17 protein-coding genes and 1 pseudogene are annotated in these 26,270 nt (G+C 43.2%); 7 read left to right on the forward strand and 11 right to left on the reverse strand.

What is annotated here, in order from left to right:
* The 3 genes from Q0590_RS33230 to Q0590_RS33240 form a co-directional block, all read left to right on the forward strand.
* Positions 1-213 (forward strand): hypothetical protein (locus tag Q0590_RS33230; RefSeq protein WP_302041985.1); only part of this gene is annotated, 213 nt, incomplete at its 5' end.
* Positions 214-235: 22 nt separating this feature from the next.
* Complete coding sequence (locus Q0590_RS33235) at positions 236-511, forward strand: DMP19 family protein (RefSeq protein WP_302041986.1); 276 nt, start codon at positions 236-238, stop codon at positions 509-511.
* Positions 498-1,918, forward strand: a protein-coding gene (locus Q0590_RS33240; protein ID WP_436714354.1) for an IS3 family transposase whose coding sequence is annotated in 2 segments (ribosomal slippage) — positions 498-908 and positions 911-1,918 — 1,419 coding nt in all. Because the reading frame shifts where the segments join, the coding sequence is not laid out codon by codon here. The genes Q0590_RS33235 and Q0590_RS33240 overlap by 14 nt, the downstream gene beginning before the upstream one ends.
* 714 nt (positions 1,919-2,632) lie before the next feature.
* Here the strand turns inward: Q0590_RS33240 and Q0590_RS33245 are convergent.
* The 10 genes and pseudogenes from Q0590_RS33245 to Q0590_RS33290 all read right to left on the reverse strand — a co-directional run bounded on the left by Q0590_RS33245 (position 2,633) and on the right by Q0590_RS33290 (position 18,518).
* Entirely contained in the window at positions 2,633-3,817 is a 1,185-nt protein-coding gene (locus Q0590_RS33245) for a formylglycine-generating enzyme family protein (RefSeq protein WP_302041987.1), read from the reverse strand.
* Between the two features lie 86 nt (positions 3,818-3,903).
* A complete protein-coding gene (locus Q0590_RS33250; protein WP_302041988.1) occupies positions 3,904-5,247 on the reverse strand; it encodes a sulfatase family protein in 1,344 nt (447 codons plus the stop codon).
* 106 nt (positions 5,248-5,353) lie between these two features.
* Positions 5,354-6,775: a sulfatase family protein gene (locus Q0590_RS33255; RefSeq protein WP_302041989.1), complete on the reverse strand. Its 1,422-nt coding sequence runs from the start codon at positions 6,773-6,775 to the stop codon at positions 5,354-5,356.
* A gap of 262 nt (positions 6,776-7,037) precedes the next feature.
* On the reverse strand, positions 7,038-8,642 hold the full coding sequence (locus Q0590_RS33260) for a sulfatase family protein (protein ID WP_302041990.1): 1,605 nt from the start codon (positions 8,640-8,642) through the stop codon (positions 7,038-7,040).
* A gap of 170 nt (positions 8,643-8,812) precedes the next feature.
* Positions 8,813-10,168 (reverse strand): sulfatase-like hydrolase/transferase, encoded by a 1,356-nt coding sequence (locus tag Q0590_RS33265; protein WP_302041991.1) that lies wholly within the window; start codon positions 10,166-10,168, stop codon positions 8,813-8,815.
* A gap of 81 nt (positions 10,169-10,249) precedes the next feature.
* Positions 10,250-11,542 carry a sulfatase family protein gene (locus Q0590_RS33270; RefSeq protein ID WP_302041992.1) on the reverse strand — a complete coding sequence of 431 codons (1,293 nt, stop codon included), beginning with the start codon at positions 11,540-11,542 and terminating at the stop codon, positions 10,250-10,252.
* 72 nt (positions 11,543-11,614) lie between these two features.
* A complete protein-coding gene (locus tag Q0590_RS33275; RefSeq protein WP_302041993.1) occupies positions 11,615-13,036 on the reverse strand; it encodes a RagB/SusD family nutrient uptake outer membrane protein in 1,422 nt (473 codons plus the stop codon).
* Positions 13,037-13,062: 26 nt separating this feature from the next.
* Positions 13,063-16,617: pseudogene (locus tag Q0590_RS33280) on the reverse strand (SusC/RagA family TonB-linked outer membrane protein).
* Positions 16,618-16,681: 64 nt separating this feature from the next.
* Positions 16,682-17,686: a FecR family protein gene (locus tag Q0590_RS33285; protein ID WP_302041994.1), complete on the reverse strand. Its 1,005-nt coding sequence runs from the start codon at positions 17,684-17,686 to the stop codon at positions 16,682-16,684.
* A 160-nt stretch (positions 17,687-17,846) separates the two neighbouring features.
* A complete protein-coding gene (locus Q0590_RS33290; RefSeq protein ID WP_302041995.1) occupies positions 17,847-18,518 on the reverse strand; it encodes an RNA polymerase sigma-70 factor in 672 nt (223 codons plus the stop codon).
* 663 nt (positions 18,519-19,181) lie between these two features.
* On the opposite strand from Q0590_RS33290, the gene Q0590_RS33295 reads away from it, so the two are divergent.
* Both Q0590_RS33295 and Q0590_RS33300 read left to right on the forward strand, forming a co-directional pair.
* Positions 19,182-19,760: a hypothetical protein gene (locus tag Q0590_RS33295; RefSeq protein WP_302041996.1), complete on the forward strand. Its 579-nt coding sequence runs from the start codon at positions 19,182-19,184 to the stop codon at positions 19,758-19,760.
* 52 nt (positions 19,761-19,812) lie between these two features.
* Positions 19,813-20,451 (forward strand): DUF2490 domain-containing protein, encoded by a 639-nt coding sequence (locus tag Q0590_RS33300; protein WP_302041997.1) that lies wholly within the window; start codon positions 19,813-19,815, stop codon positions 20,449-20,451.
* A 1,488-nt stretch (positions 20,452-21,939) separates the two neighbouring features.
* Here the strand turns inward: Q0590_RS33300 and Q0590_RS33305 are convergent.
* Positions 21,940-22,800, reverse strand: coding sequence for a hypothetical protein (locus Q0590_RS33305; protein WP_302041998.1), 861 nt, complete (start codon positions 22,798-22,800; stop codon positions 21,940-21,942).
* Positions 22,801-23,572: 772 nt separating this feature from the next.
* Here Q0590_RS33305 and Q0590_RS33310 point away from each other — a divergent pair.
* Positions 23,573-24,970: a S41 family peptidase gene (locus Q0590_RS33310; RefSeq protein ID WP_302041999.1), complete on the forward strand. Its 1,398-nt coding sequence runs from the start codon at positions 23,573-23,575 to the stop codon at positions 24,968-24,970.
* Positions 24,971-25,060: 90 nt separating this feature from the next.
* Positions 25,061-26,266, forward strand: coding sequence for a DUF418 domain-containing protein (locus Q0590_RS33315; RefSeq protein WP_302042000.1), 1,206 nt, complete (start codon positions 25,061-25,063; stop codon positions 26,264-26,266).
* The last annotated feature ends 4 nt before the right edge of the window (positions 26,267-26,270 follow it).

Here is a 26,270-nt window from a genome sequence, read left to right on the forward strand (position 1 = left end):
TGGCTAACACTAAATCCGGCGTCAACCAGCCCTTCCCAAACACATAGCCTCACCGTAATGGACTGGTTTGCGAGGATTTTTGTTCCATTAGCACCTATTAAAGAATATGAAAGTACAGAAGTTTGGGGAAGAGAGAATCAGCGAACTAAAAAAGGTATTGGTAAGCTCCTCAGAGGAGGAATACTATTGGCAGATAATAGACTTTCTGTCTGAGAAGGTGAATTTAAGACAGCCTTTGAATCCTCTGCAAAAGCAGATTTTGGCTAGTGAAGTTTTAGACGGCGAAGTCAATAACGGAGGCTTCGACCAATTTTACCGTAATTGGCAGTTGGAATATATTGACGATGCCATTGAAGGCTTCAAACAGTTTGGGGATGAGGCATTCATTCGATTAGCTCAAGTATCCAAACAGTGTACGTCGTCAGATAGAATTGGACAAGTGATGGCAAAAGGGAAGAGACAAATGAGTAAATTGTCTTACCCTAACCTCCACGATTATGTCCAAAAATAACAAACGCCTTACGAAAGGTAGTACTACACCAGCCACTGCACAAGCAAGCAAAGAACCTACTAAGGTCGCTCCACCAAAGCTGCCCGTTTTGTCAGTAATTAAAGACATTCAACGCCAAAGTCGTAAACACTACTCAGCTGAAGAAAAAATACGCATTGTTTTAGAAGGCTTACGTGGAGAGTCATCAGTGGCAGAAATCTGCCGCAGAGAAGGCATCAACACAAACATCTACTACCGCTGGAGCAAAGAGTTTTTAGAAGCAGGCAAGAAACGCCTGCTAGGCGATACGATTCGGGAGGCCACAGCTCCGGAAGTGCAGACTATGAAAACAGAAAACGAAGCTTTGAAGCAGCTGGTAGCTGAGCTAAGTCTGGAGAATCGCTTGTTAAAAAAAAGCTTGAAAGCGGAAGAATAACCAAACCTAATAAGCGTATGACACAGGCAGAGAAAATGGAAATTATTACTATTGTCGAACAATCACAGCTAAGTGTAAAAGCAACTTTGACAGAGCTAGCTATTGCCCGCTCTACTTTCTATCAATGGTACAAGCAATACTTGGCTAAGGGATATGAGGGATTAGCTTCTCGGCCAGTGGAACGAAGAGGCTATTGGAATCAGCTACCGCTCAAGGAACAAGAACAAATCGTCATGCTCGCTTTAGAACGGCCAGATCTTTCCTGTCGGGAACTGGCTTGCTATATCACCGATCGGGAAAGGTGGTTTGTGTCTGAATCTACTGTCTATCGAATTCTCAAAAGGCATGGCTTAGTCACTACGCCTGCTTACCGGCTGATGGAAGCAGCCGACCACTTTGCTAACCCAACTACAGCTACTCATCAGCTGTGGCAAACAGATTTTACCTATTTTAAAATTCAGGGTTGGGGCTGGTACTATTTATCAACTGTCATGGATGATTACTCTCGCTTCATCCTTTCTTGGCAGCTTTGCTCAACCATGCAAGCTGTGGATGCCGAACGAACGCTGCAGCAAGCCATGCGTGTAGCCCATTTAAAAGAAGAGCAAAGACCGAAGGTATTAACCGATAATGGATCTGCTTTCGTAGGAAAATACCTGCGGGAATATTTTGATAAGCAGCATATTGAGCATATCAAATGTGCTCCACATCATCCTATGACACAAGGAAAAATTGAACGCTATCATCGGTCAATGAAAAACCTACTCCTGTTGGAGTTTTATTACCTGCCACAAGAGTTAGAAAGGCGGATTGAAGAGTGGGTAAATTATTACAACCATCATCGGTATCATGAGTCATTAGATAACTTAACGCCGGCTGATGTATTCTTTGATCGCAAGCAGGAAAAGCTCAAGCAAAGAGAAAAAACTAAACAGCTTACCCTAATTAAAAGAAGAAAAAGTTATATTCGTCAACAAGTACAAACCCTATGAATCTGCTCCTTCCCTTTTGCCATCACTTGTCCAATTCTATCTGACGACGTACACTGTAAATCAAGTCGCTCTTTATCTGATAACCTGTGTATGGCTTTTTTTAGCTCCTTTTCGAATAAAAGCTGACAAAAACCCACTTTTGTTAAAATAATCTTACCACATTCGAGCACACTAGTTTTCATCGTAAAAGCATTTAGAAATCCCCTATATTCACTTATTAAATAACAGCTTTGCTTAAAACACAATTCAAGCATAGAATGCATAAACATAGCCGCTGAACTGATATAGCAACAAATATAGTCTATCAACATTAAGCTGGGATTAGAGTAAGATTAGAATATAATTAGAAGTCAGGCTCCCTGTCTTTCGGATGGGTTTTGGGAATAGAATGTTGTTTAACGTATGTCTGTTGCTATGAAAACGAGTTACCCGAAAGGGGCATAATTTTTAACTTGGGCATATGTTCAAAAACATAATTATAGCTTTTCATTAAACCACAAATTTTCTATCATTAAGCGCTTAACTGATCGTCTACTTTTTCAAGGGAAGACCATAGCCCCTATTCCAGATAAAGTGGATACTAAGGTAAGTACGAAAGCCCAGTCTTTTTACTTGCCATTACTGTATTGGTTTAGAATGTGTAATATATTCTTTTCCCACCTTCCACTTTTACGGTGGAACCCCACTTCAAATTGATTTTAGCTCTGTTCTATTTTATTTCTTGTCCAATACACAGCGAAAACCTGTATGGGAAAGGCCAGTATCGGGACTTGATTTCATTCTGGCGGCTACCCGGTAGCCGGAACAGTAGGAATCATTACAAAGAAAGGAGCCTCCTCTTACTACTTTCTTAGGTGTAGTAGGCTCATCAGGATCAAAGCTGGCTTCAGGTCCCTGAGGATTGGTGCTGACTTTAGCAATGGTTTTGTAATAGCTCACATGATACCAATCCTGACACCACTCCCATACATTACCAGCCATGTCATATAATCCATAGGCATTGGCCGGAAAAGATTGTACTGGAGCTAATCCGTAGAACTGATCCCGGTTGATGTTCTGATTGGGAAACTGCCCCTGCCAGGAGTTAGCTTTTACTGCTCCCTGATCTATATTTTCATTGCCCCAGGGATAGATAGTATTGGGGTTGCCCCCTCTGGCTGCCCATTCCCATTCGGCTTCTGTGGGCAGGCGTTTACCTGCCCATCTGGCATAGGCTACAGCATCATCCCATGATACATGTACTACCGGATAGTTTTCTTTGCCTGCAATAGTACTTTGGGGCCCTTGCGGGTGCTTCCAGTCAGCTCCTGCCACCCATTGCCACCACTGGCTTGCATTGTTGAGTTGAATGGGATGATTGGGTGGGGAGAAGACCAGTGAGCTGGGCACCAACACCTCATCTGACGGCTTGGGTGTGCCGGGAGGTAATTGTTTTTTTAGTTCTTCCCAGTCAGGTTTTCTTTCGGCAGTAGTGAAATAGCCGGTAGATTCTACAAACTTGCGGAACTGCGCATTGGTTACTTCATGGGTATCCATGTAGAAGCCTTTCACTTTTACCTGGTGTTTAGGATATTCATCACTACGGGCTTGTTTATTGTCTGCCCCCATCAAAAATTCGCCTTCAGGTATCCATACCATACCTGCAGTGGAAGCTTCGCCTGTCTGTACTGGAAGTGTGTCTATGGTGTGGCTGCTTGCAAAACGTTGTGGAATGCCGCTATGGCAGGAGAGGGAATCATTGGAAATAGAAGTTGCTAGTGTATCCGTTGTTTGCTCTGTTGTGGAAGTCTGCCGTGTTTCGCATCCCCAAATGAAGTATACTAGTAAAAGCAGGTAGAATAATTTTATAAAGGTATAAATATTTATAAAATGGGTTAGGCTAAATATTTTATTCAACATCTATCTCTTTCAGTTTTTATTTAATATCCTTCATATATTTCTAAAACTAAAATTAAATTGACAGGCCTGCTGCAGTACTTAAAGATTTATTTGTTAACAATGCGCTTTTCTAGTTTACTTTCAACCCATTCTACTGTAGCGGAGTGTTTGCGTACTATTTCATCAATTTCTTTTACTACCTGAGGATGTTTATCAATGATGTTGAACCTTTCAGAGGGATCGTGTTGCAAATTGAACAACTGATAAGTTTCCAGCTTCTCCACTTTTTCAGGATAACCCAAGGGATTATTGCGGTAATAATACAGCTTGAAATCACCTTTTCTGGCTGCAAAAATACGGGTGCCATGATAATAAAACATTTCATTTCTGGGACTTGTATTTTCTCCATTCAATACAGAGGAAAGGTCGTAGCCATCATAGATCCTGTCATTAGACAATTTTGCACCAGCTATTTTACTAATTGTTGGTAAAAGATCCAGGGTACTTCCCATTTTGGATATAACTGCAGGCTTTATTTTGCCGGGAGACCAGAAAATAGCTGGTACACGCACACCCCCTTCATAGCTGGTACCTTTGGCGCCAAATAAAGCACCGGCACTTCCTCCGTGTTCATCAAAAATTACCCAGGGGCCATTGTCTGATGTAAATATAACATACGTATTTTTATCCAAACCCTCCTTTTTCAATGTGTTAAGAATTTGCCCCACGCTCCAATCTATCTCTTCAATCACATCACCATACAAACCCCTTTCACTTTTTCCTCTGAAATCCTGGGAAGCAAATAGCGGAACATGTGGAAGAGAATGCGCTAGATACAGAAAGAATGGTTTCTTTTTATGTTCAGAGATAAATTTTATAGCTTCCTGCGTATATCGCTTGGTAATGGTATTCTGGTCAGCAGGTTTTTCTATAACTTCCGTATTCCGCATTAATGGAACCTGAAAATATTCAATTTTAGCATTCATAAGCGCTTGGCGAGGTTCTATGGAGTTGACGCGGTCCATATCATTACTATATGGGATTCCATAGTAGGAATCAAACCCATGACTTGTAGGCAAATACTGTGGCAGGTGTCCTAAGTGCCATTTTCCAATAGCAGCCGTGCTATAGCCTGTTTCTTTTAATACTTTAGCTATGGTTTTTTCACTGGCAGGAAGGCCACCATCTGAATCAGGGAATAATACACGTCTAGTATCACTGCACATTCCACTCCTAACGGGCAACCGTCCGGTTAACAAGCCTGCTCTAGAAGGAGTACAAACATTGGCAGCTACATAAAAGCTTGTCCATTTTTGCCCCTCTACAGCCATTTTATCAATATTAGGCGTTTTAATAGTAGGATGGCCATAACAACCCAGATCCCCATACCCTTGGTCATCTGTAAAGATGATAACAAAGTTGGGTTTGTCATTATTAGTCTGCGCGACCATCTCAGTGTTTGCCAATAAAACAAGCAATAGACTATAGAAGACTGTTATGCTAATATAATAGTTTGAATACCATCCAATTGGCTTGCAATATTTCATACGCTGCTGGTTAGTGTTTAGGAATATAAGTACCCTTTTCAGTTAGTGTAGCAGGCTGTTGCCAGGGCACTTGTCCACTTTTCTGGATATGCATCATCAGCAAATTATTTAATTGTATGTAAACCTCAGGTTGCTGGGCTATTACATTATTCTGCTCGAATGGATCCTCTTTCAGGTTGTAGAGTTCCATAGGCTGATAAGGACTATTTTGCAGCAATTTCCAGTTGCCTTGCCGGAGTGCATAAATACATTGACCTCCGTATTTGGTGCCACCTTCTCTACGTATAAAATAAAGCGGCCGGTCTTCTTCAGGGAGTGATTGCCCCAGCAATGTTTTCAAAAAACTTCTACCTTCAATAGTATGGTCTAACGTTACATTGGCCACTTCAAGTACTGTAGGATACAAATCCATAGATAAATTAACCTGGTCAGAAACAGTTCCTGCTTTTATTTTACCTGACCAGGTAATAATGGTTGGCACCCTGAGGCCTCCTTCATACATACTCTCTTTGCCATCCCGTACCGGACCATTGTTAGCCATACTTGGTAAATGGCCCCCATTGTCACTGGTGAAAATAATAAGTGTATTTTCATATTGCCCGCTTTCTTTTAAGGCATTGATTACTTTTCCTATACCATCATCCATATGCTCAATAAATGCTACCAGCTCTGCCCTTTTATCTTTGATTCCCGGTTCACGTTGTTTTACTTTTTGCACCCACTCTTTGGGTGGCTGCACCGGGAAATGAGGTGCATTATAAGCCAGATACAGGAAGAACGGCTGCTTGTCCTTTGCCTGTTTTTTAATATATTCTGCCGACCATTGGGTAAAAAGATCTGTAGCATGTTCCTTGGGATCAATCACTTTATCATTGAGGCGCATATAATTAATCCCATGCCGCAGGTGTGTCCAGTAATCATCCATCATGTCTCCCAGCCATCCGTGGAAATATTCAAAGCCGTGCATATTAGGTATATTAGGTGCTTCTAGCCCCAGATGCCATTTACCAATGAGAGCCGTGTGGTAATCGGCTTTTTTTAACATGGTAGGCAGCAGTATAGCTTTTGGATCGAGATATCCCCAGTTATCCTTTGCATAGGTACGAATTACACCAGGCACGCCTACTTGATCCTGGTAGCGGCCGCTGAGCAGGGCAGCACGTGTGGGCGAGCAAACTGTACTGTTGGCATAAAAATTATCAAACCTCATTCCCTCCTTGGCCAACCTGTCTATGTTGGGTGTGCGGATATCTTTGGTTCCGTAATAGGACACGTCATGATAACCCTGGTCATCTGTCAAAATTAACAGAATGTTTGGAGGAGATTGCGCTTGTGATTGAGCAAGAACACTTAATGCACATGCAATGAGGCTCAGTATAGCTACTGATCGAATAGGAAAAGCACCTCTCATCTTATATAATCTTATCTTCATTTACAGCGGTTTACAATTTACCAGATCAGATTTTGAACCAGATTGGGGTTAAGTTCCCGCTCTTTTTGCGGAAATGGCCACAGGTAATCTCTACCTTCATTAAATACTCTCTCAGAAGCGGGTACTTCAATTGTTATTAAAGTTACATTACGGACGATGTTCCAGCAAATAAAGAAAATGGGCAAAATGTGAAAGAGAAATATGTATGACAAGAGTCTATGTACTTATCTCACATATTAGGATTACTATACACAATTCTGTTCTATTTCTTCTTTTGCATTGCGTCTTCGGCAGCTTGCTGAGCCTTATTTTGTTGAGGCTTATCCGTATCTTCCCGCTTCAGATAAGACGGAAAGGCTGCTCCAGGTGTACCATACTCATAGCGCAGGTTCTGCTGGCGGCCTTTGTCTTCATACAGAGGAATATACATACCACCGGTACTGCGGAGCTTTTCAAATAATTGCTTGTTCATCGCTTTGACAATTTCCTGATGGGCTTCGCTGCGGATCAGGTTTCTTGTTTCCAATGAATCGGTTTGCAGGTCGTATAGCTCATCCGTATCCCAGATGCCATGGTAGTGAATGTATTTGTAGCGGTCGCCTCTCAAGGCATGAATAGTAGGCGTATGCGGAAAGTTGCGCTCCCAGTAATATTCGTACAATAAACCCTCCCGCCATACTGTTCTCTTTCCTTGCATCAACGGCAGAAAACTCTGTCCGTCCATATGCTGAGGAACTGTCAGTCCGGCAGCTTCCAGCAAGGTAGGGGCTAAATCAATATTGGCTACTACTTCTTTTACTACTGTGCCTGGCTTTATCTGTTCAGGGCAGTGCGCCAGCATAGGCACCCGCATAGATTCTTCGTAAGCTGTACGTTTATCGATCAGCCCATGTTCCCCAAACTGAAAGCCATTGTCACCCATGTAAATAAGTAATGTAGACTCCAGTAGACCTTTTTCCTGCAGGTAGGCCATCACCCTACCCACCGATTCATCTACCCCATACAGGGTTTCAGCATATTGCTTGTAGTACTCACCGATATTGAGGTTGCTGTGGTAAGGATATTCTACCCCATGCCAGGAGTTGCGCTGGTTCTGTACCCACATAGGAGCATCCTGATGCGTGCCCGGCTGCATGGTGAGCGGAGGCATAAAGTTATGGTCTTTAAACTTTCCGGCATGCCGCCCGGCAGGCAGAAACTCTGCATGTACGCCCTTGTGGGAGAGGTAAAGCATAAAAGGTTTGTCACCTTTGCGGCTGTTGAGCCATTCGAGGGCATAATCGGTGAGCTCGTCGGTGATGTAGCCTTTCTGAGGTGTACTTTTGCCGTTTATATTTAATGTATTTCCATTGGGGTAATATACGCCCTGTCCCTTGAAGGATACCCAGTAATCGAACCCTCTCTGCGGGTCATCAAACTCACCGCCCATGTGCCATTTGCCTACCATAGCCGTTTCGTAACCAGCCTTCTGCAGATACTGAGGGTAAAATACCAGCTCTTTGGATACCGGATTGTTGTTGTCTACCACCTGGTGAGTATGCGCATAGAGCCCGGTGAGAATAGAGGCCCGGGAAGGAGAACACAAAGAGGTGGTCACAAAAGCATTGGGCAAATAGGCTCCTTCTTTGGCCATGCGGTCTAAATTAGGTGTCTCAATAAAAGATTGTGCTTTGAGTAAACCTAAAGCATCATAGCGGTGGTCGTCGGTGAGGATGAAGATGATATTTCGTGGTTTGACGCCTTTTACTTTTGATAGGGATAAGGATTTAGCAGCAAGCTTTTGCTGTGATAATACCGGATAGGCGCCTATGCAGCAAAGCAGTATAATACTATAAAAAATTGCGCTTGTTTTCTGTTGGTTTGACATGGGCAGACAAGATTTATCTAAATATTTCAAATAAGTACAAGGCAAGAAAATATATATTTTAAAATTACTTTCATCAAATCTGCCTGGCAATATTTTAAAGTATGATTGAGCCATTTAATAAATGCTAACATAGCGAAGGTAAGCAAACCTGGCTTAGCAGTCTGCTCAATTTATTTCCCTGCACCGGCTTGCACCTGGCTAAGTTCTTTCTCCCAGACTGTATGCAATTGCCGCATACGCTCTACAATTTGAGGGTTTTCCCCAGCAAGGTTCCGCATTTCCGAAGGATCTCTGGCTACATTTGTCAGAAAAAACTGATCTTCATCGGTAATTTTTCCTTTATTACTCGTATCCCGGGGATTGCCAATCAGTTTCCAGTCGCCTTCCCTTACCGCCCATTGCTCTTTGAGCTGCCAGTGGAATACTTGGTGCGGACTTTTTTCTTTCTCTGACCGGATCACCTTCACCAGGCTTTTGCCGTCGATAACTTGCCCGGAAGGCTTTATACTGCATAGTTCAGCTACCGTAGGCAGCCAGTCGGTACCTATCCCCATCTGATGGCGCACCTGGTTTTGTGGTAATTGCCCAGGCCAGCTGATGATAGCAGGCACACGTATGCCTCCTTCAAATAAGCTGAACTTTGCACCCCGGTAAGGCCCGGCATTGCCGCCTCCGCCAAAGGTACGTTCCTCGGTAGAATGGCCATGATCCGACATAAAGATAACGATGGTATTTTCCTGTATTTTCAACTCCTCCAGTTTTGCGAGCACCTGTCCTATTTTTTCATCGGTAGTAGATACAAAGGCTGCATACTCTTTACGCGGGGAAGACAAATGGGCATAACGCTCGAGCCATCTGGGTTCTGCCTGCAACGGATAATGAGGTGTATTAATGGCCCAGTACAGGAAAAAAGGCTTATTGCGGTTCTGTTCTATAAAGTTATTTGCCTCTCGCACCATCATGTCTGGAAAAAACTCGCCCGGATGCCATACTTCTTTTCCATTTCGCACTAGATCGTGCCGGTTGGGGCCATTCCAGTAGAAGTAATGGGAGTAATTGTCAATGCAGCCTCCCAAGTGCCCGAACGAATAATCAAATCCTTGTCCGTTGGGCATGGTTTCAGGTGCATGGCCCAGGTGCCATTTTCCTACCAGGGCTGTCGCATAACCGGCTTCTTTGAGCATTTCAGCAAGCGTAATATGCCTTGCCGGCATGTCGGTGTGCCGGTCGGCGGGCCGCACTAGGTCCGGCACATTGGCCCGCTGGGGCACCTTACCTGTGAGCAGGGCTGCACGGGAGGGAGAGCAAACCGGAGAAGCCGCATAAAACTGCGTAAAGCGCACACCTCTTCTGGCCAGAGCATCCATATTGGGCGTAATCAGGTCTGTAGCTCCATAACAGTTCATATCAATGCTTCCCTGGTCATCTGTAAAAATAATGACTACATTCGGCTGCCGTTGCTGGCTCAACGCCGGATGCATAAGCAACATAACAAGTATCAGGAAAATATTTCTTGGTGCGGTCATAAGGGAATGTGGAAATGTGAGCATTTTGAAATTACCTTTCATCTGGTTGCTTTCATGTATAATATTTAATTTGAATAATTGTCAGTTCAACTGGTTGTCATATTTTTCCAGCACCGTTTGGAGTTTCCGGTAAGCTCTCTGCCCATCTCTGGTTAACTTACTCTGAGGAAGCGGATGCTTTTCCAGCCGATCATTCTGCAGGTCATAAAACTTACCAATGGCGTACAGTTTCCAGCGGTGATCCTGTGCATAGCGCTGCGGCGTAAAATCCCGTCCTTTGGGGTCATAATCGCAGAAGATCCACTTGCGGGGTGTGGTCTTTTTTCCGGTTAACTGTCCATAAAAGCTTTGCCCGTCGAATGTTCCGGCAGCCGTCAATGGCACCCCGGCTACCCCTGCCATGGCAGGCAGAAAATCGGTAAAATCAATCAGATCTTTCAATACTGTACCTCTAAGGGTATTTCCCGGCCAGTTGACGATCAGCGGCACATGGGTACCGGCCTCAGTGGTGTTGCCTTTGTCGCCTTGTACAATACGGTTGCCCATCCTGGAAAATACTTTGGGACTCGTGCCGTTATCACCGGTAAAAATAAGTATGGTGTTATCGCGCAGGTTCAGCCTTTCCAGCCCGGTGGTAATTTTTCCTACAAGCTTATCCATATAGGCTACCATGGGGTGGAAATAAGTGGTATCATCTGTACCCTGCACCGTGTACCTGCCAAAAACTTCTGTGGCAGGAGTAGGCTGAAAGGGATCATGCACCAGGCACATAGGGTAATATACAAAAAAACGTTCGTTGCGGTGCCTTTCCATAAACTGCAGGATAAAATCAGTGAATATATCCGGCCCGTACTGCCCCTCATACTGCCGGTAACCGGCACTAGTGGTAATTTTCGGGTCTTTATAGCGGTACCAGAAATCTCCTGCCGAAAGCTGCCACAAGCAAAATTCATCGAAGCCAAAGTTCTTTACCGTAGCGGCATCGCCTCCCAGTTGCCATTTTCCGGCAATGGCAGTTTTGTATCCGGCAGCCTGCAACAGGTTGGCAAATGTTTTTTCTTCCGGATTCAGGTAGCCGAATTTTTCATAATTGCGGAAGTTATATTTTCCTGTCATCAGTTGCACCCGGGAGGGGGTACACAATGGTGTAGCATAGCAGTGGGTAAACCGCATACCGGTAGCCGCCAGCCGGTCAAGGTTGGGCGTACGGTAAGAAGTGCCGCCGTTGCAGGCAATGGTTTCGTACCCCAAATCGTCGGCCAGAATGAGGATAATATTCGGCGGGTTGTCGGGCAATTGCAGTGGTGGCCCACCGGAGAAGAATAAAATGAGCAAGCAAAATAATGTACAGATATTGTATAAAGGATGTTTCACAGGCAATATTTCATAAAAACTGCGGAGGAGTACAGCTATTGCTTACCGGCCTCCGCAGGCACTTCACCTCAATTAATAACCGTTATTCTGGGTAAGGCTTTTCTCCGCATCAATAGCTGCCTGCGGAATGGGCCATACTTCATGTTTGCCTTTTACAAAGCCTTTATCAGCAAGTACAATATACAGGAGATTATTGCGCTTTAAATCAAACCAGCGCTGTCCTTCGCCTACAAACTCCCTTCTGCGTTCGCTCAATACAGCTTCCAGAAATTCAGCCTGCCCCAGGCCGGGTACTTCATCAAAGGCAGAGGGCTGGTCTACAGGCTGGCCATATGCTCTACGCCTTACAGCATTCAAAGCCTGGTAAGCTTCAGTGGTAGGACCTCCGTTGAGGCCGTTGATAATCTCGGCCTGCATCAGCAGCACATCAGCATAGCGCAATACCGGAAAATTGACCTGCCCGGCATCCGTGGCCTGCACACCAGGTAAAAGGGCATCATTGTACTTTCTGACATAATATCCGTCAAAATTCCGGTTATTGACCTGGTTCCAGAAAATGGTGCTCTTTCGCGGATCATTGTCTGCATAGGCCGCTATTTGCCCAGGCTCTACCCGGAATACTCCATACACGAAGCCATGCCCGGTTACCTCGTTGGGTGTCATGAACTGGATCAGATCACTGTTAACAGGCCGCAAACCATATTGCACTTCAAAAATGGATTCTACTTTGTTGTTTTCATTGGCCACTTTGAAGTTATCTATATACGTACCGTACAGGCGCCGTTTGCCCAATACCGGCTGCAAGGCCTGACTAGCTTTTAAATAGTCCTGCCGCGACAAATGTACTTTGGCCAGCAAGGTATAAGCGGCCAGGCGGCCTGCCCTGCCCGGGGCCAGGCCTTCTTCCGGTAACAAACCGGCTGCTGCTTCCAAGTCAGCGATGATCTGTGCATATACTTCTTCAGCCGAACTGCGTGGAACGGAAAGCCCCTGAGTAGAGGTAGCAGGCGATGTACGCAGGGGAACATCTCCGAATACCTGCACCAGGTTGAAGTAGGCCAAAGCCCTCAAGAAAAGCGCTTCTCCTGTAATACTGTTCTGCTGTGCGTCATTTCCCAGGTTCCGGCCTTCCAGTTGGGCTAGCAAGGAGTTGGCATTATTGATCAGCTGGTAATGTACCTGGTACTGGTCGGCCAGTATGCCCAAGGAAGCATCAAAGGTATGCCGGTCCATAAAAGTTAAAGTGGAACCGCCGCCTCCTGCGCCCTCCGTGAACACATCTGCGGCCATATCGCTGGCCAGAGGCAGGCCAAGGCTGGAATAAACGGGTGTAAGAGAAGAATAAACGCCGAACAGCGCCCTGCTGGCTTCTGTTACATTGTTGTAATAGCTTTCAGTAGGTACGAGGCTGCGGGCATCTTCTTCCAGAAAATCTTTGCAGGCGGTGCCCAGTAAAAGCAGGCTTATGAATAAAGTATATTTAATGGTTTTCATTGTTGCGTTTTTTTAGAATGAAACTATCAGAAACCTACCCGTATGCCGGCGGTGTATAATCTGGCTGCCGGGTACGAAGCATAGTCAAAACCCAGTAAGGTATTGCTCTGCGGATTGATATTCACTTCCGGATCATAGCCCCGGTACTTAGTCCATACCCAGAGGTTTTGTCCGCTGAGGTATACCCTTGCATTCTGCATCCATTTAATGCTCCACTTCTGCACCGGCAGGTTATAGCCTATCAGCAAGTTACGCAGGCGCAGGAAGGAGCCGTCTTCAATCCAGCGGGAATGCGACTGACGGAAGTCAATGTACGAAGGAGCACCAGCACGGGCTACATCGGTATCTTCATTGATGCCGGGCTGAAAGCGGTCCAGTACGGTGGTGGAGTTGTTTTGCCGGCCATTGAGAAATTCCAGTTCAAGCTGGGTCATGTTGTAGATCTGGTTGCCATAGCTGTACTGGAAAAGGATATCGAGGTCAAAATTTTTCCACTTGAAGGTATTCTGGATGCCGCCGGTAAAATCGGGCAGGGCATTGCCGATAATTACCCGGTCTTCGTTGTTGAGCACACCATCGCCGTTAATGTCTTTAAACCGGCGACCGCCTACAAAATCGTTGCCGCTTTTGGGCGCCGCCTGCAGTTCTTCTTCATTGCGGATGATGCCGTCGTTGATCCATCCTACAAAATTACCTACCGGCTCGCCTACGCGGATTATGCTTACCGCCTGCCCTTTGAACAAATTGTAGTCTGTACCAGTAAATCTTTCGTTTTCCTCTCCGAAATTGAGTACTTTGTTTCGGTTAAAAGATATGTTAAAGGATGTAATCCAACGCACCGGCGATTCTATATTTACTGTTCGCAGGGCCAGCTCCAGGCCTTTATTTTCTACCGCGCCAATGTTCTGGAAGGTGGTTTCAAAGCCGGATGAATAAGGCAGACGCACCTCCAGCAGCAGGTCGTTGGTTTGCTTATAGTAAACATCGGCTGTAAGCCCTACCCGGCCGCTGAACAGCTCTACATCAAAACCGGCATCTATTTGTTTGGTAGTTTCCCACTTAATATCCGGGTTGCCCACCCTGGTTGGCACCAGCCCAATAGCCGGAGCAGTATTGCTGAAAGCATAGCGGCGTACACCCATTACCGATAAAGTCTGGAAGGTAGGGATTTCCTGGTTGCCCGTAATACCGGCACTAACCCGTAACTTTAACTCGTTGATAAACCCCAGGTTGCGGATAAATTCCTCTTCCGTGAGGCGATATGCCAGTGCTGCTGAGGGGAAGAAACCATATTTGCTGTTTTTACCGAATTTAGATGAGCCGTCTATCCTGGAAGAAAAAGTAAACAGCAACTTGGACCGGTAATTATAATTAGCCCGGAAAAGATAGGATAACAACGACCATTAATTGTAATTGGAGCTGGGCGGGTCCAGAATAGCTGCCGAACTCAGGTTGTTAAACGTGGTGAGGTCTGAAGGAAAATCCCTGCCACGGGTAATGGTGCGTTCGTTAAAATATTTCTGGGCTGTAATACCTGCCAGTATGTTCATACTATGGTTCTCATTGAAAGTTTTCTCGTAGGTAATAGTATTTTCGTTGAGCCAGCTATAACTGTTAAGTGTTCCTATCGAAGCTGATCCATTGGGTGCAATACTACCCTGGAAAATGCTGCTGGGCAGATAGCTGTTTTCTTTGTTTATAAAAATATCTGCTCCTAAAGATACCCTCAGCTTCAGGCTGGGCAGCAGGCTGTACTCAGCAAACAAATTATCCAGGATACGGCTGGTATAGCTCTGCTGGGTAGCCAGGGTAGCAAAAGCTACCGGGTTGCCGTTGGGGGTATTAGCCTGATTTCCGCTGCCGCCGCCCCTGGTATCGGAATCGTTATCGGAAGTAAAATTGCCATTGGCATCCCGCACAGGAATGGTTGGATTGTAGAAAAGGGCATCCTGAATCACATTTCCAGCATTAGGGCTTTGTACCCCTACCGTGCCGCTGCGGCCCCCACCGGTGCGGGCAAAATCAGAGGTGATGTGGCTGAGATTGAAATTATTGCCTACCGTCAGTTTCGGGTTGATGCGGGCATCTACATTAGCCCGGAGCGAATACCTTTTCAGGTCAGAATTGATGACTATGCCTTCCTGGTCGAAATAATTGGCAGACAGAGCATAACGCAGATTTTCGTTGCCGCCGCTAAAAGTCAGCTGGTAGTTCCGGATAGGGGCTCTGCGGAAGATTTCTTTCTGCCAGTTGGTACCTTCACCAAAAGCGGCTACTTCTTCCGGTGTGTAGGTAGGTTTTCCGTTGCCATTCAGTCCCTGGGCATTGACAAAGGCATCGTTGCGGAACTCGGCATACTCACGGGCATTGAGTACCGGAATAAGCTTGCTTACCTGCTGAAAACCCTGGTAAGTTTCAAACTCGATCCGGTTGTTACCGGCCTTTCCGCGTTTGGTAGTGATCAGGATCACCCCGTTGGCCCCTCTGGAACCATAAATCGCCGTAGCCGAAGCATCTTTCATAATTTCTATAGATTCTATATCGCTCGGATTCAGGGTGGCCATAGCGTTGAGTGCGGGTGCACCCCCGATAGCGCCGGCAGAGGCGGCATCATTGTCATTAAAATAGGGAAACCCATCAATTACATACAGCGGCTCGTTGGAAGAATTAATAGAATTGGCTCCCCGGATTCGGATAGAGGTAGCTCCGCCCGGCTGGCCGGTCTGCTGGGTAACCTGTACACCTGCTGCCCTGCCGCTTAAGCCCTGGTCTAGTGAAGTAAGCGGGATTTCTTTGAGCTGTTCCCCGGAAATAGAAGTGATAGCGCCGGTGAGGTCGCTTTTCTTCTGGGTGCCATAGCCCACCACCACTACTTCAGATAAAGATTTGATGTCTGGGGTGAGAGATATGTTGATAGTGGAGCGGTTGTTGATGGCCACTTCTTCGGTAGTATAGCCAATGTAAGAAAAAACCAGGGTGCCGCCTCCATCAGGTACGGCTAACGTATATTCCCCATTAACATTAGTAGTGGTACCGGTAGTAGAACCTTTCAGCAGCACATTTACGCCAGGTATCCCTTCATTGGTTTCAGAGGTTACCCGCCCGTTTATTGTAAAAGCAATCTCTTTACTATTTTGTAGTGATTCCTGCCCATTTGAAAAAACATCCGGTAAAGCAGGATTCATACTTTCAGTGGAAAGCTTTTTTTTCCCGTTACCCTCTACTGGTTTTGATTGGTTTTCATCAAATATGGAATAATATTTTTCCCCCACCTTCTCATATTTTAAGTGCAGCGGTTCAAGCAACAACTTTAAAGCTTCTTCCAGGTCAGATACCTCTGAGAACAGAACACCGGTTTGCTTGTTTTTCAGCACCCGTTCATTGTAGTTAAAATACACTTTGAATTTGTTTTCTAATTCATGCAGGGCAACTTTCACTGAGCGGCTTTGAAAAGGTTTAGGCGGATTCTGAGGAGGAGGCTGTGAAACTGAAGCTACAGCTTGACCAAACACTAAATAATCTTGAAAAAACAACAAATTTAAAAAGCCAAGAAAGGTCCATAAGTAGATACTTTTTCTCATATTGAGTAGGGTTAGAAAGCGGTGAAATTAAAGGAGTACTGGTTTCTGTAAATCGGGTGCTGGTTTATTGCAACCTCACTGTTTGTTCTTCACGGTAAATGGTAAAACCATATGTACGTGACAAGGATTTCAAAATAACCCCAAGATCATTATTAGGCAATACGCCTGTGAACTGTTCTTTAGATAAGCTACTGTCTTCCACTACAAACTGTATCCCATAGTAATCTTCTATGGTTTGCAGTACTTCAAAAAGGGGCGTTTGTTCAAAAATTAATTTGTTTTCGCGCCAGGCAGTATATAGTTCCGGTTTTACATATTTCTTAACCGGCGCTCGGCGGGCAGATGTTACTTCTATTGATTCACCAGGATGCATCACCAATGCTTCTTCTCTTTCGGGTGCATCTACAGCAACAGGTGTTACTTTTACTTTTCCTTCTTCTAATACAATACGGGCACTTCCTCTGCGGTCACTTACATTAAACTTAGTTCCTAATACTTCAATATCTAACTTATCTGTATGTACTAAAAACTTTTGATGAATGGGATGCTTGGCAATATTAAAAAAGCCTTCCCCTGTGAGCCAGACTTCACGCGCACCAGCGGCAAACATATCGCGGGGCACTTTCAGCGTAGAATGTGCATTTAATACTACCTGACTCTGATCAGCAAGAATAATAGTTTTTGTTTCGCCAAACTGGGTAGTATATGTTTGGTAATAAAAATATTCTACCTGCCACAAACTCATAAAGATAAGTGGTAGTAATACTGCTGCGGCAGCCATCCAATACCATTGTGATGGTTTTCTTTGGATAGTATTTAAAGGCTGCACTTTTATTTTGTTCGGCTGCCGGGCTTGAGGTGGCATTTCCAGCATAAATCTCTTATATCTTTCAAGAGCCGCCGCTTCATTAGGGCGGTGCTGCGGATAACTATTCTCCCACTCTTCCAGACAGGCAAAAAAGAAGTCCTCGTTTTCAGGTTTCTTCTTCCATTCTTCAATCACTTCTTTTTGTACAGTAGTAACCCTGCCGAAAAAATACTCAAACAATATTTCTTTAGTAATAATCATTTCTATGGTTCTCGATCTTATATCTATAAGACACATTATTTGTTATGCACACGTAAATCTGTTGTGACAAATTAATTTACCGGAGCAATCGCCTATCTGACAAATCCTGAGTTACTGATCTTTGACTGGATTCTGTGAACTGCTGCTCAACAAGAATACTTCAACTGATCAGCCATAGGAGAAAAGAAATAAACCCCATTTTAGTGAGATTAGATCTCAAGGTAGAAAGCCCCTTGCTTATATGTGTTTCCACAGTACGCGGAGAAATTTGCATCTGTTCAGCAATTTCATGTGTGCGTTTTCCTTCATACCGGCTGAGCAAAAAAACCTTTTTACACTGAGCAGGTAAACTGTGTACAGTTTGTTCGATAGCCTGATAAAGTTCTTCTACAGACAACTGCTGCTCAGGATGAACTGAAGAATTTTCTATATAGTTTTCAGATACAGTTTCACTCGGCTGCTTATGTAGTTCGCGCTGTAAGTAATTGATTGACCGGTTACGGACCATCCGGAAAAGATAAGCACGATAGGACGTATTTACTTGTTCGAACAAACGGTTTGCCCAAAAATCGCAAAAAACATCGGCTACCAGATCTTCCGCAATTGTCTGTGAATATAATATGCGAACAGCATGGCTGCATAAAGGGGAATAATACCTGCGGAACAGCAACTCGCAACCTTGCATGGGCGATTCCTTAATGGTTGTGCGAATGATCCACTCCTGATCCGGTCCATCTACAGGTAAAGTTTCGTCGCTCATGCTGACTGAAGTTAACAATGGATGTACTGGCTGACCATCTGGAGTAGAATCGGATCGGATAGAAATGTACATAAGCGGTCAGGCTTGAAATTTTATAATTATTGTGTTTATACCTTAAAGACACATTTAAAAACAAGTACACGTAGTCAATATCTGTATTTTTATAAATATTTGAAAAATAATACCATAGCCAGGTTCCCAAAAGTTCACCTGACGGGCAAGTCTTTTAACATTTATTTGGCAGTTTATTGGGTTTCCATCAAAATAATGTTTCTCCCGTCTACAGGAAGCGTTTATAGAAGGTGGAGTAGAATTATCATTACCAGGCCTAACCGGAATAATATAGCGGTATTCAATGAAAAAATATTCAGAAACAATCTGCCTTTACTGCAAACCATAAAATTTCAGGAATATAGTAGGTATAAGTTTACGTATAATTACCGCATTAAAAATAAAGAATGTAATACATGCTTTTTTGCAGCAGAATACTATTCTTGCATCTTCTGAGGATGGCAAACCTTTAATCAACTTTTTGTATTCTGTACGGATATTACGCACCTAAATCAGACAGTAAGATTATTCACCCCTTTCTTGATACTATTAGCCTTGAATAATAAATGAACTTTGGTTCCAGCTTGAACTCCTGAAGTAGGTCCAGAATTAGCTTCTATACAATAAATGAGTTAAGTTCGTTTGCTTGTAAAGCACCTGATATGGCAGATAAAAGAAACACTCATGAGTAAAACTTTTTTTTTAACGCTATTCCTCTTCTTCTACCTAGCCGGCTGTGCCTTTGGACAAACAAAATTTGAAAAGGAATCCCGGCTGAAAATCCGCCAGGTACCTCTTCAAGCTAGGTTATTTGTGGATTCACTAGGTTTTCAACAAAAAGTAAAATGGTATTACGAGCAGAATCTGCAAGGCAACTCCATTGAAGCAAAATTTAAGGTTGAGAGAAAACTATACAGTGTTGAATTTGATACAGTCGGAAACCTGCAGGATATCGAAATTGGGATCGGTTGGCAGGACATGCCGGCTGCCACCATTGAGAATATCTGCACGGCCCTACATGCCCAATACACATCCTTTACCATTCACAAAATACAGGTGCAATACAAAGGCGAACCTTCCGCGCTGCTTTCCCTACTAAACAAAAGGCAAACCGAGGAGCCGTATACAACCAACTATGAATTAATTGTAAAAGGCAGAATAGGCAGAAACGTAAAGTTGTATGAAATTACGTTTAATCAGCTTGGCATACTCACAGATACCGCTGAAATAATTTTTAGAAATACGGACAATCTCCAATACTGACAGGTTAATGGTAATGAAATTATTTTTTGGACTGTTATTGCTGACATACTCTGTGGCCAGCAATGGGCAAGGGTCTTATCAATCAGGCATATTGCCTGTATTAAATGTAAATAAGAGTATTAGTGAGGGCTGGAGTGCAAACGTCAAATGGGAGTCGAGGCAATCGCTGGCAAGTGGTCAATCTTTAAATGAATCCAGAACAGAGTTTCGTTATATTCTCTCGGATATATCTTTAATAACCTCAAAGAAGGTAGGATTAAACAATTCACTGGCAGGTGGGTATTTGATGCGTATCAGGGGCGATAAATGGATACACAGAGCTATTCAACAATTTACACTGGTAAAAAGATATAGCACCTTGCGTCTCTCACACCGCTTTTCAACAGATCAGACTTTTGATCCCGAGGAACTAACCGAATTAAGACTCAGGTACAGAATCACCGTTGAACTGCCTTTGGAAGGAGCGAGCGTTGATCCGAGGGAATTTTATGTTAAAATAAATAACGAATACCTTAACTCATTTCAAGGTAAGACATACGAGCTGGAAATCAGAACTGTTCCGCTGCTAGGTTTTGGCTTTACGGACAGCAATAAAATAGAGGTTGGAATAGACTACAGAGCTGATGCATTCCTGAAAAATGAATTAAGTAGCAACATTTGGATAAACATCAATTGGTTTGTTACCCTCTGACAGATGCATTAACTTCCGTCTTAGCTATTGGCTCGCTGTTATTTGTTGGTTGTATGGAAGAAAGATTAGCTTTTTCAATTGTGGTACTGAGTGGTTTGCAGTTACCTGAAAGGATAAATTTTAAATACAATATTTTTGTCTTTCCAGGATTCCAGTCTGGAGAGGCTAAAAAAATGTCTAACAAATTGTATTCAAAAATTTATCCGCTACTTTAATAATTTTATCTTAGGCTCGCACTACTTGCGGCTCGTAGATGAAATGTTCTATCCATTGACTTAGGGAAGCAACTCTTCTTCCCTTTTTATCTCTGTGGTCATGGTGATGATTATTGTAGATATTTCTCATCATTTGTATACACATATACATGGCACATGCAAAGGAGAGGATCTCCCATAGCAGATTTGCTTCTAGACAGTTAAGCGAATCAAAAAAGTAAGTGCATGTCTGTGCAAGCCCATATTTGAAGAACCTTCTTGGTTCGTTGAAGAGCATAAGCAAGGCAAGACACAAACTGGATAAAGGGAAAACAATATTGCTAGTCACTAAAATGCCTATACTTAAGGCGGCCATAGCTACTAAAATATACATCCTGTTTTGAAGGTACATATAAAATCAGGCTGCTACGCCTGCTCGTTTTTTAAGCCAAATGTATGAGTAAACAAGCTATATTTCCAAAATACGCCTGTTGTATAGCAATGTTAGGATGTGAGAAAACGTAAGAAATCCTACTATATTCTCTTTCTACGTAAATAGAAAACAGGTTTAGCATTCGCCCCTTTCTGTTTCCTTATCGAAAGGGGCAAAAGGGGCAAAGATATGTATTCCCCTTTTGTCCCATATATGCAGTTTCAGCCTTCGCTGCAAAATAAAAGGGAGCTTACAGGCCCCCTGAAGATAGATGCTGTTTATTGTTTTCATTAAAGAAATGAGTATTGCCAAAACATAGATCAAAATACAAAACTAATTTCAGTATCTTTTAACCTAAACCTTTTAACCAGTATGAAGCTGATTCTAACGTTAATGATAGAATTTTCAACAGGTAAACTATCTTTCAGGATTTTTTTTATTATTTCCAGTTAGGTAGACTTTTTCCAAGTAATAACTGCTAACAATCGCCGGTTTTATATGAGTAGGGCTTATCCATCCAACACAAGTCAAGGTCAGATTTATAAAAGCACGCAAAAAAGAGAGTTTATTTAATTCCCCCTTTCGAAAAACTCAATTACATGGGCAAGAAGGGAAACTATTATCATCCCCTCTCGCCCAATTTTTTATATAAAAAGCTGGAATATGAAAGAGGCAGTTGATTATTTTAAAAAGGGTAAGAATCACTTCTTAACTGTAGTCTTCTAGGAGCAATGCAAAAATAAGAGGCAGAATAAACTTAGAAAACTGACGCTGTGCCTTTTTGCTTTTGTTTTGGCTTTGCGCATCAGCAGGAGCTTTAGCCCCTATTATGGTATTTATCTTTCAACAACAATTCAAACTTTAACGGCATTCGTACTCTGCTATAGTTGTAAGAGTAGCACTACCGTTTTGAGTCTTTTGAACTATAGTTTGTGTAGTTGCAAATCCTTCGGTGTTGTATTGGTAAGAGTTTTCAATTGTATAGTTACTTGTAGGATATTGAGTAAAAGATGCAGTCATCTTTTTCATCATGTTCTTACTAGGTGTCATGCTGCTTAAACTACTATAATAATAAGACTGGGAGAAAGATCTTTGCTTATTTTCCATATCCAAGTAGTATTCGTATTCAGTAATAAACTCGGAAGGGGCACCTTGGCCAAATTGAGCTTTGATGCAATTACCGTCTTGATAGGTAAATATAGAGGTAAATGTAGAGGTGTGATAAGTAGTACTATTTGATGTTACTTGCAAATTTTTTGTACGATTACCCTCCAAATCATATTCGCAGGTAGTTTCTATTTTGGATTGGTAGCTGATTTCATTATAAGGAATACTATTTAACTGAACATATTTAGCTATTTGGCCCTTTTGATTATACTCTAATGTAGTTACCTCCCCTTTTGTAGTTTGCCTCCCATTGTCCCAGTAACGGTTATTTTTAACTATATGTTTGGTTAGTTGATCTTGTGGATTATATTCATAGTTCATCACCATATCTTCTTGTCCCTCATAATAGCTTATCGCCTGAGTAAGTTTACCTTCATTATCATATTTGTATATGGTGTAATCAGTGGGTTTATCAGGATTATAGATTTTTGTTAATCGGCAAGCGGGAGTTGTCTGTGCGATACGTGCACCTTGGTCGTCTTTCTCACAACTAGTTAAAAAAGTTAAACTAAGTAGGTAAAGAGCAATAAACAATGAATTTGTTTTACTTGACATTTTTACTAAATATTTAAAAGTCTAAAATAGTATGAATGGGTGTGTTTTGGCTAAAATAGAGATATATCCAAAAGAAAATTATAATGTAACAACTGCTAATACCATTCCTGCTAAAGAGTGTACTATGCTTTTAGTGGTGTATATATCATAGTATAGAGAAATATGCTCTACCCATCCCCAAAGTAACTAAGTTCGATAAGTAGAATAATGAAAAGGAAAAAGTGGAGAAGAAGGGAAAGTAAAGTTTAAAAATCATTTCCCCTATTGTCCATTTTTACTTATTATAGGAATAACAAAGGGGGAGTTAACTTAACAACCCCTTAAACTAGTAAGGATGTACCTTGAAGTAATAAATTTTTCTTCCTGAAGTATTTCTAAAAAAGTGGGGCCTGACAAATTACATGAGCACTCTTTTGTCTGCCCAAAGCAAGTCGGGTACTTTCCTGCCATAACGGCTATGGAGTCTCTCCCTGCCTTTCTGGCAAAGTAGACAAAGCACAAGGGAATTTGGGCTTGTGTGGGATAAGATAAGCTGTTTTTCTCCGTAACAATTCTGATCAACATTAAACCGCCTGATGAAAGATATCCGAAACTTTACACCACCCAATCATGTGTTTGCTTATTTTAAGGCTTTTTGAGTAAGAAACCTGATTTTTTCACCTCCAGATCTATATACTTCAGTCCTTTATTTCTCTACTTGGGCTATTTCCGGCTTAGGGAGATGCTTACGGTTGTTTGGGACTAGCTACTTTTGGGTAAACAAACCCTATCTATGAAAACGGCTAACGCACCTTACCTACACAAATTCTTATGGCTTTTGCTCATTATACTCCCCTTTTCGGCCTGTAATCAGTTCGACTTCCGGGAAGAAATAAGTCCCATTAAAAAACCTTCCGGGCTGGAGGGCATCTGGCAATCGGAAGGCTATGGGTATGTTATGGATGTATCCAACGGGAAAGCGACGGTATACGACTATACCAGTACTACGTGCCTGAAGAAAACCTTCTTCTTCGACTTACCCGGTTTTGAGGTAGCTAACTGGGATGTTTCCTTGAATGCCAAAGGCGATGAACTACTCTACAAAGCCAAGGGTCCCATAACAGAGTTCCGCTTCAAACGCATCAATAAACTACCCAAGGTATGCGACAACGGAGGCATAGCCCCCACTAGGGATGCGAAAGTAAATTTTGATCTACTATGGCAAACCTTTGAGGATCAGTATGCTTTCTTCAATCTGAGGCAGGTAGACTGGAAATCATTGCGTGACAAATACCGCCCGCAGGTAACTGAGCAGAACCTGGAAACCACTTTTCAGCAGCTAATAAGCCATTTTAATGAAGACCATGTTACGCTTTCAGTAAATGGCGATGACTTTCTAAACCGGTTTGATGCCGGGGCTATCCGTACATTTGCCCGCTTTTATGCAGAAAACCCTGCCGGCACTTCCCAACAAAATATAAAATTATACGCTATTGGAGAGTATGAGAAAATAGTCGGGAATGTGATTACCAGTTACCTGCATGGAAATGTACAAACGGCGCTGAATAACCAGATAATCTGGGGTAAACTGGAGGGAAATATTGGGTATCTGCATGTTGGTCAGATGAGTGGATACGAATTGAGTGACTTACAATTAGTGTTGGATCAGGTGTTCACCGAGTTAAAAAACTGCCCCAGCATGGTGGTAGATGTACGCTTCAACCTCGGCGGCTCTGACAGGCTGGCGTTGGAAATAGCAGGCAGGTTTACTTCTGTTCAGCAAATTGGCTGGAAATTCACTGCACGCACCGGAAATGGTTTTGCCAGGGAACAAGTAGTTATGCAAAAGCCTACTGGTGGGTATACCTTTACCAAACCAACGGTAGTATTGACTAGTATACTCACCTCCAGTGCAGCAGAAGTCTTTACACTGATGATGCGGCAACTGCCACAGGTACAGACCATGGGTGAATCAACCAATGGCATATTCTCTACCGTGCTGCCTAAGGAACTACCCAACGGCTGGCTGCTTACCCTATCTAACGAACGGTTAACGGATGCCCAGGGGCAGGTATTTGAAGGTACCGGTATTCCTGTGGATATTGCAGCCCCTTTCCCAAGCAAAGCAGAACGCGACAATGGCCAGGATTCAGGTATTGAAAAAGCCATTAGTTGGTTGAAAAATCAATAAGTGCAAAAGTTTAAGCCTCCCTGTTTATCTCTTTCAAGCCTTTCCTCCTGCTTCACTCACCAGAAGCAGGAACTTTACGCTATCTGTTTTATGACTACTCATGCTACTCCACCAATGATAGGCTCTCGCATTGAAAGGGTAGATGCGCTGCGGGGTTTAGCTTTGTTAGGAATCATCCTTGCCAATGTTCCCTATGCTCCAGGCTTAAGTGAAATCCACAGCGACACCAGGTACATAATTGGCTCTCCATCTATTGAGAATATGCTTCAGGTATTTAGCAGTATCTTCATCGATAAAAAGTTTATTCCCATTTTCTCTATTTTATTTGGATTTGGCTTCTCCGTGCAATTAAGTAAAATACAAGGCAGCCGGAGCGAATTTAATACCTACTTCAGGAGAAGAATGCTGCTGCTGTTTTTGATCGGATGTATGCATGGGTACCTGCTGTGGTTTGGTGACATCACCAGGAATTATGCCCTTTGCGGACTTTTACTGCTAGTAGTGTATAAATGGCCTTTAGCTAGAATCCTCTGGCTGGCCCTTATCCTATCTGTGCCAGCTACCGCTCTTGTATATATTCTTAATGCTGCCCTCAACCTGCAGCAGTATGGCTACGATGTTTCTATGGTGAAAGATCTCTACCTAACAGATAATTACCTCAGATACCTGCAAATTAATGCAACTATTGATCCTCTGGTTAACTTCCTGCAAGATTCACCCATCACCCTGGTATTCTGCTCAGGGCAGATTCTACTGGGCTTCTGGCTGGGTCAAACAGGCTTTTTCTACAATCCTGGGCTTTTCAAAAGCAGGATTCGTACATGGATACTTTTTGGCAGTACCTTTGGTGTGCTAGGCAGTGTAGGCTTGTGGGCCATTACCACTGGAAAAATTGAACTGAGTGGTGCCTCTGCAGGACTGATATTTCTGGTGGTTGGCGGACTTGTGTTGCAAAGCTTATTTTATGTAGCTTTGTTTGTCAAACTATACCATTACCACAGATGGAGGCGGCTGCTGGGCCTGTTTATACCTGTAGGCAAAATGGCCCTCACCAATTACCTCATGCAAACGGTATTCTGCCTGTTATTTTTTTTCCATTGGCCCCATGCCTTACAGTTATATGGCAAAGTAACCCTGACTGAAACCTATCTGATAGCCTTGTGCATTTTTGGATTCCAGACCATATATAGCCATTGGTGGTTTGAGCATTTTACACAAGGCCCTGTAGAAATGCTTTGGAAAAAATTAGCTTACCGGAATGTAGCTACCAAACACACCGAATACATTCATCACTGATTCT

The organism is Rhodocytophaga aerolata (genome assembly GCF_030503435.1).
GTDB lineage: Bacteria > Bacteroidota > Bacteroidia > Cytophagales > 172606-1 > Rhodocytophaga > Rhodocytophaga aerolata.